At 50.9% G+C, this 7,288-nt stretch carries 3 protein-coding genes; all 3 read right to left on the bottom strand.

Translation table 11 applies throughout. The features are described 5' to 3' along the window. The coding region (locus ABD931_RS28720; RefSeq protein WP_345271553.1) for a beta strand repeat-containing protein at positions 1-4,564 on the bottom strand (4,564 nt) is incomplete at its 3' end. A gap of 920 nt (positions 4,565-5,484) precedes the next feature. After that, positions 5,485-6,396 carry a T9SS type A sorting domain-containing protein gene (locus ABD931_RS28715; RefSeq protein ID WP_345271551.1) on the bottom strand — a complete coding sequence of 304 codons (912 nt, stop codon included), beginning with the start codon at positions 6,394-6,396 and terminating at the stop codon, positions 5,485-5,487. Positions 6,397-6,446: 50 nt separating this feature from the next. Continuing rightward, positions 6,447-7,288, bottom strand: an 842-nt coding sequence (locus ABD931_RS28710; protein ID WP_345271550.1) for an Ig-like domain-containing protein, incomplete at its 5' end; no start/stop codon positions are given.

Below are 7,288 nucleotides of genomic sequence, written 5' to 3'. Positions count from 1 at the left end.
ACAGACTGGGCTGCACCGTCGAGCAGATGGTGTAAGTATACGAGTCCGGACCAGAGTAGCCCGCGGCCGGGGTGTAGACCACCTCGCCCGTGCTGGGGTTGACCACCGCCGTGCCGTGGGCCGGCTGAGTAGTCACACTCACCGTCACGTTAGTGGCACTGGCCGGCGAGCCGTTCACATTATCGTTGGCCAGCACCACTGTCGTCACCGGGGTGCCCTGAGCCGTGGTGCTGTTGTCAGGCTGGGCTGAGATGGCACCCACCACCGTCAGCGACACCGTGGTGGTGGCACACAGGCTGGGCTGCACCGTCGAACAGATGGTGTAGGTGTAGGAGTCTAGCCCGCTATAACCCGCGGCCGGGGTGTAGACCACCTCGCCCGTGCTGGGGTTGACCACCGCCGTGCCGTGGGCCGGCTGAGTAGTCACACTTACCGTCACGTTAGTGGCACTGGCCGGCGAGCCGTTCACATTATCGTTGGCCAGCACTACCGTCGTCACCGGGGTGCCCTGAGCCGTGGTGCTGTTGTCAGGCTGGGCTGAGATGGCCCCTACCACCGTCAGCGACACCGTGGTGGTGGCACACAGACTGGGCTGCACCGTCGAGCAGATGGTGTAGGTGTAGGAGTCTAGCCCGCTATAACCCGCGGCCGGGGTGTAGACCACCGCTCCCGTGCTGGGGTTGACCACCGCCGTGCCGTGGGCCGGCTGAGTAGTCACACTTACCGTCACATTGGTGGCTGAGGCCGGCTGGCTGTTTACTACGTCATTGGACAACACCACCGTTGTTACTGAGGTACCCTGGGCAGTGGTGGAAGCATCCGGCACCGCGCTAATTGCTCCGATTACCTGGAGTGATACTGTAGTAGTTGCACACAGGTTAGGTTCTGTTATTGAGCAAATGGTATAGGTGTAACTATCAGGGCCAGAATAGCCCGCAGCAGGCGTATAAAGAATTGTACCATTGCCCTGGGGCACTGCACTCCCGTGTAATGGCCCACTTGTCACAGTCACCGAAACATTAGCGGTGCTGGCGGGAAATCCGGCGTTGCCATTCGCAAAATCATTTGCTAATACCGTCGTAGATACAGGCGTACCCTGAGCCGTAGTTGATGCATCGGGGTTAGCTACCGGCGGATTCGGGAGGACAGTAATTGTGAGCGAAGTGGCCGGACCAGCACATCCTGCTGCGGTAGCAGTAACACTAATAGTTGCAGTCAGGCGGGTGAGCGTTCCGTTGGTTGCCGTAAACGAAGGTATATTTCCACTACCCGATGTGCCGAAGCCAATATCAACTGAACTTGTATAGGTAAACGTTGCTCCGGTGGTAGCGCTTGTAAACGTAATCGACGGAACAATAGCACCATTTGTATACGTAGCGCTGGTAGCCGTTGTGTTCACCGCCGGACTTGGATTAACCTGAATCGTGAACGTTTGCGCAGGACCGCTGCATCCATTAGCGGTACCCACTACCGTTACGGTTGCGTTTATTGGCGTCGCTGTTGTATTCGACGCTACAAAGCTGGCAATACCTGTAACACTGGTGGCGGTAGTTGTAAAGCCGATATTATTGCTTACCGTATAACTAAACGTAGTTCCGGCGGTGGGGCTGCTAAACGGAATTGCCGATACAGACGCTCCGTTACAGACTGTCAGATTGTTTACTGAATTAACAACCGGAGACGGGTTCACAGTAACACTGAAGCTTGTGGCTGGACCTGTACAGCCATTCGCAGTACCAGTTACGGTGAGCAGGGCCACAACCGGCGAGACACCTGCATTGACCGCCGTAAAGGAGGCTATATTACCGGTACCGCTGGTACCAAATCCTACATTGACGGTGCTGGTATAATTGAAAACTGTCCCGGCCGTTGGACTGCTGAAATTGATGGCAGAGGCTGTGGCCCCGTTGCAGTACGTAACACTACCGACCGAACTCACAACGGGGCTTGGATTAACGCGTATCGTAAACGTCTGTGGGGTTCCGGCACAGCCATTTGCCGAAGCTACTACTGTAATGGTAGCCGTAATGGGTGCGGTGGTATTATTTATTGCGGTAAAGGAACTGATGTTCCCTGTACCGGCAGTACCAAATCCAATATCAGCCGTGCTGGTGTAACTGAAGGTTGCTCCCGCAACCGGGCTGTTAAAATTGATAGCGGGTACGGTCGCGCCCGCACAATAGGTTGCACTGGTCACTGCGTTTACCGTTGGCGTCGGATAAACCGTTATAGTAAAGACCTGCGCACTTCCTGAACAGCCATTGGCGGTACCTACTACATTTACTGTTGCTGTAATGGGTGCGGTGGTTGTATTGGTAGCTACAAAAGACGAAATGCCGGTTGTTGTTGTGCCGCTGGTTGGGAAGCCAACATTAGCAGAACTTGTATAGACGAACGTTGTACCGGACAAAGAGCTGTTGAACGGAATTGCCGACGCTGTTGCACCATTGCAGTACGTTACACTGCTGATGGCCCCAACAACCGGACTGGGATTAACGCGTATCGTAAACGTCTGCGCTGCTCCGGCACAGCCACCGCTCGATGCGACTACCGTTATAGTAGCGGTAACCGGTGCGGTGGAATTGTTTATCGCCGTGAAAGAATTGATGTTACCCGTGCCGGTGGTACCGAATCCAATATCAGCGGTACTGGTATAACTGAACGTTGCTCCGGCAACCGGGCTGCTAAAATTGATAGCGGGAACGGTCGCGCCTGCACAATAGGTTGCACTAGTGACCGCGTTAACCGTTGGCCTCGGATAAACCGTTACAGTAAATGTCTGAGCGGGTCCGGAACAGCCGGTAGCAGTAGCTACGACGGTTACCGTAGCCGATATTGGAGCCGTAGTGGTATTTGAAGCTACAAATGAGGCAATACCCGTTGTACTGGAGGCTGTAGTAGCAAATCCTACGTTTGCCGTACTGGTGTAGCTGAACGTCGAGCCGACGATGTTACTGCCAAAAACGATGGGCGACGCTGTAGCCCCGTGACAGTACGTAACGCTACTGATGGCATTGACGGTTGGACTGGGATTAACACGTATGGTAAATAGCTGAGCGGGTCCGACACAACCATTGATGGAAGCACGCACCGTCACGGTAGCCGTAATAGGGGCTGTGGTAGTATTTACTGCGGTAAAGGAGTTGATGTTCCCTGAGCCGGTGGTACCGAAACCAATGTTGGTGGTACTGGTGTAACTGAAAACTGTCCCCGCCGTTGGGCTGCTAAAGTTGATAGCCGGTACCGTTGCTCCCGCACAATATGTAGCACTGGTCACCGCATTTACCGTTGGTGTGGGAAATATAGTATAAGTCAGGCTGACGGGGGTACCTAAACAGCCATTCAGTACCGGCGTAACGGTAATGACAACCGTTTTGGTAGCAGTACCACTATTGACAGCGTTAAAAGACGGTACGCTGGTAAGACCCGTCGCACTGGCCGGCAGGCCAATAGTCGGGTCTGGATTACTGTAATTGTATGTGATTGTTCCCGTAAAACTGGTAGGGCTGCCGGATAAAGTAGCTCCCGAAGTAAAACTAACCGGTGCCGTAGCCTGGTTGTTACAGACAGACTGACTGACCGGCGTTGATGAATTAATGACGGGTGTGGGTTTAATAGAAAGATTAATCGATTTCTGATCGATATTCGGACATCCGGGATAAGAAATAGCCGTAACCGTGTAGGTTCCGGGCGTAAGGGCAGTAATGGCCGTTCCAGAGGTGGTTCCACTAATCGATCCACCATTAGAGGCCGTCCAGCTAAGTGTTGGATTACTGTATTCTGACGTATTCGTTACATTAACTGTGACTGTAGCAGGATACTCGCTCTCACAAAGTACGCGATTCGATCCTAAATCCAGAGTAGCAGCTGGAAAACCCAGAAAATCGTTTGGGCCGGCATAATCTTTTAGCTCCGAAGTAAACGAGGAAGATGAGCGAGTTTTAGCCATAAACCGCTGAAAGGCGGGATCACAGGCAGTACGACCTGCAATCTGTCCGGGGTCAACACCTAAGGCGGTCAGGTTTAAAGAGAACTCTAATAATTGATTAGTAGAATAATCTGACGTATAGTTTTCTGTCGAGGTAATCTGCCCCCAGGGAGACGCCGTTGTGGGTGCGGTATTTACAAAACCCGTATATATTGTACCCGAGCCGGGTTTAGGTGAGATCGTTGCATAGACATAGGTGGAATTTGATGATCCACCATCGATAACACCGGTAAAGTTGAATCGCTGAGGAGTAACCGCGTTAGGGCCCGTAACATCCGTTCGCTTTACCCATATACGAACTTCTAATGAATTCAAACCAGTATTACTAAAACTGGCCGCTACTATCAGATCACCCGGTGAACTGATGGTGCCATTTGGATTAAATGTCCAGGCGGTGTGACCTTCGTCGGGTCCTACATTAATAAACTGACTACCCGATTGGGTAATTCGGCTCTGATAAAGTTCAAAATCAAAATAGCTGTCTCCGGTAGTTCCAACGGTAGTTACCCCGCCAATTATCCATAATGAATCACTAACGCTGGTACCGTTTCTGCGACCATGAACGTATACGTCCATAATGTCGTTTTTATCCGGTACGTTCGTTGTACCTAATACCCATATGCTCGGATTAGCACCATTCTTATTACTGCCAATGAAGGCAGTAGGGTCACTATTATTTGCATTCCGATAATAATTATCCCGGATATAAAGCGCATCTAACCAAAGACGGTTGTTTACCACGGTATAAATAGGTACAGACATCCGTCTGGTAAACGTGATATTTCGATTATTTGCTGAGTTCTGGAAAAACGAGCGCAGTGTGGCGGCTCCTGTAGTATCTATTAAATTACGACCGGTACCAGGATTGCTGGAACGATAGAACCAATCGTCTGTACCAGCGGCATTGAAGGTGCCAAACTGACGGAAGTTGGCATAAATATCTGCTTCTACGCCGACACCTGAAACTATTTGCGGGCTTGTTACCTGAGCGACCGACGAAAATACGCTTATGAAAGCGATCACACCCAGCAATCTCTTTAAAAGACAGCCAAGAATTTTTGCCGATTGATAAGAGGAGAGGTAAAGGTTCTTCACAGGCTTTTCTTCTTTTTCTCTGATTTCACATATTGGCAAGAAATGTACCAGAGCTACTAGTAATTTTTTACCATCATTTTTGTATGCACAGATGTGGTTACATTTCTTTAGGTTAAATTTAATAATTATATTTTATGGAACCTTATAGAATATTATATGATACAACCGACTAAAAAATATTTTTTTCGGGCAGACAGTCTTTGCAACCATTTTTCTAATATGTGGCGCTAATGTTTGCCTGATCGATAGGAAAGTTGCTTCGCCAATGCCAGAAAAAAGGCGATCTTTATTATCAAATATTGTGCCAACATAAAAAAGGGCATTCAGCTAGCTGAATGCCCTTTGGTAACGTCAATACGTAGAATTTTTTAATCAGAGTACACCGGCCAGGCCAACAGGATTCATATTTTTATTACCTTTTTTGTTATCACCTGATTAGCCTCGCTCTTCTTAATAAAGTATGGACTACCCGGCAACTCCGATAGATCAAACTCTACCGTATTCACACCTACTTTGGTCTTTAACTCCTTCGCTCGCTTCACCATCCCCTTCAGATCTACTACCTCCAATTTTACCGGTTCATCTGGCACTTGTGAAAAGAATTTTACCTTTATCACATCGACCGTCGGATTTGGATAGGCAACAACTTCCAACTCCTGCGACTCGCTGGAGAAAGACCCCAGCGCCAGTCGCTGCTGCAACTCCTTCAGTACATCCAGCAGGTTGGTCGGCTGCACAAATTGCTCCAGCGGCCGGGCTTCCATTTTAGCTGCCTGCCCCGAGCGCGAGTAGAAACTGCTGGCTACGTTCAACGAAAACGACTGATCGGCCAGTTTGACAAACGGATCATTCCATTCCAGGGCCTGTACTTTCGCAGGATCGCCACCCTGCCCTTTAAAGGTGAAGATGGCCACCGGCTCACCCTGCTTAAACTCCCCATAATTAGTTTCCAGGGGAGCCTTGCCGATGACGTAATACGCATACGCAGCATCGGCTCCGGCTCGCTGTAGCTCTGGCTCCTGACCAAACTTGCGGGCCTGTTTATCCCAGGTTCCCCGTACATCCTTTAGGTTGTTCAGCACAAAGTCTTTAGGGACTTTCAGCGTGAACTGTGCCGTAGCTCCCCGCTCTTCCGTCTCTGGATTAAAATGGTTAGGCGTACTATAGTCGGGCACCACCCAGGCCGTGAATAGCTGGGTTTTAGCCTCATACGTCACCATATAGCGCACCGTGTGCTGCGATTTATACTGCGCCTGAGCCAGACTAGCCAGCCCCAACAGGCCTATCCATACGATCAGCAGACTCTTTCTCATACACTTTATCTATTAAGACGCTTCTTTTTCGTTTAGTTGTTTACCTCTCCTTAACGAACTGCCGTTGAACGTGTTTTACTTATAACAAACGGCACACAAACAGCGGCCGGACAGCAATCTATGGCCTGCACAATTATCGGGCAACAGCCTCCTCCCAGCGGACACGCTCCGTTTGCCGCTGTAACAGTGTAGTTGCCTCCCTGGGTGATCGTGATCGAGGTAGCCGTCACCCCACCGGTCACCGGTTGCCCGTTGCGGAACCACTGCACATTCTGGAAACCTGCCGGTATACTCACCACCAGGGTTTCACCCGTACAGAGTTGTACCGGCACCGATACACAGGCTGAGGCCAGGTTGTTACCAGAGTTCGGATCGGCTGTCGTACTACTGACAGAGGCATAATTGGTAATTACCCCCTCAGCCCGCAGTTGCACACTCATCACCATTGTAGCAGTCTCACCGGCATTTAGGTTACCAACCATCCATAAACCCGTTGTGCTATTGAAGGTGCCTCTTGACACAACTGCCGGTCCCTGCATCTGAACGGTTGAAGAACGGGCCAGCGTATCGGTGACGGTGACGTTAGCGGCTGCTCCAGGACCCAGGTTCTGGACAGTTACGGTAAAGCTAACTACTCCGCCTACTGTTGACTGTGCGTTGCTGACGACCTTAGTTACCCGTACATCTGCCGACTGTGGTGTCACCGGCACCACTGTCACGCTCACTACCGCGGAAGCACACTGCACCGGTGTGGCAATCGAACAGATGGTGTAAGTGAAGGACACGGGCCCACTGAAACCCGGTGCCGGCGTAAACGTTACTGTCCCATTGGCATTCACCACCGCCGTGCCATTGGCAGGCGCTCCGGTGATAGTTGGTGTCACATTGGTGG

It is taken from the genome of Nibrella viscosa (assembly GCF_039541875.1).
In the GTDB taxonomy this organism is placed as follows: domain Bacteria; phylum Bacteroidota; class Bacteroidia; order Cytophagales; family Spirosomataceae; genus Nibrella; species Nibrella viscosa.
Note: the sequence above shows the minus strand (reverse complement) of the source record. Positions and strands in the feature narration are given on the sequence as shown.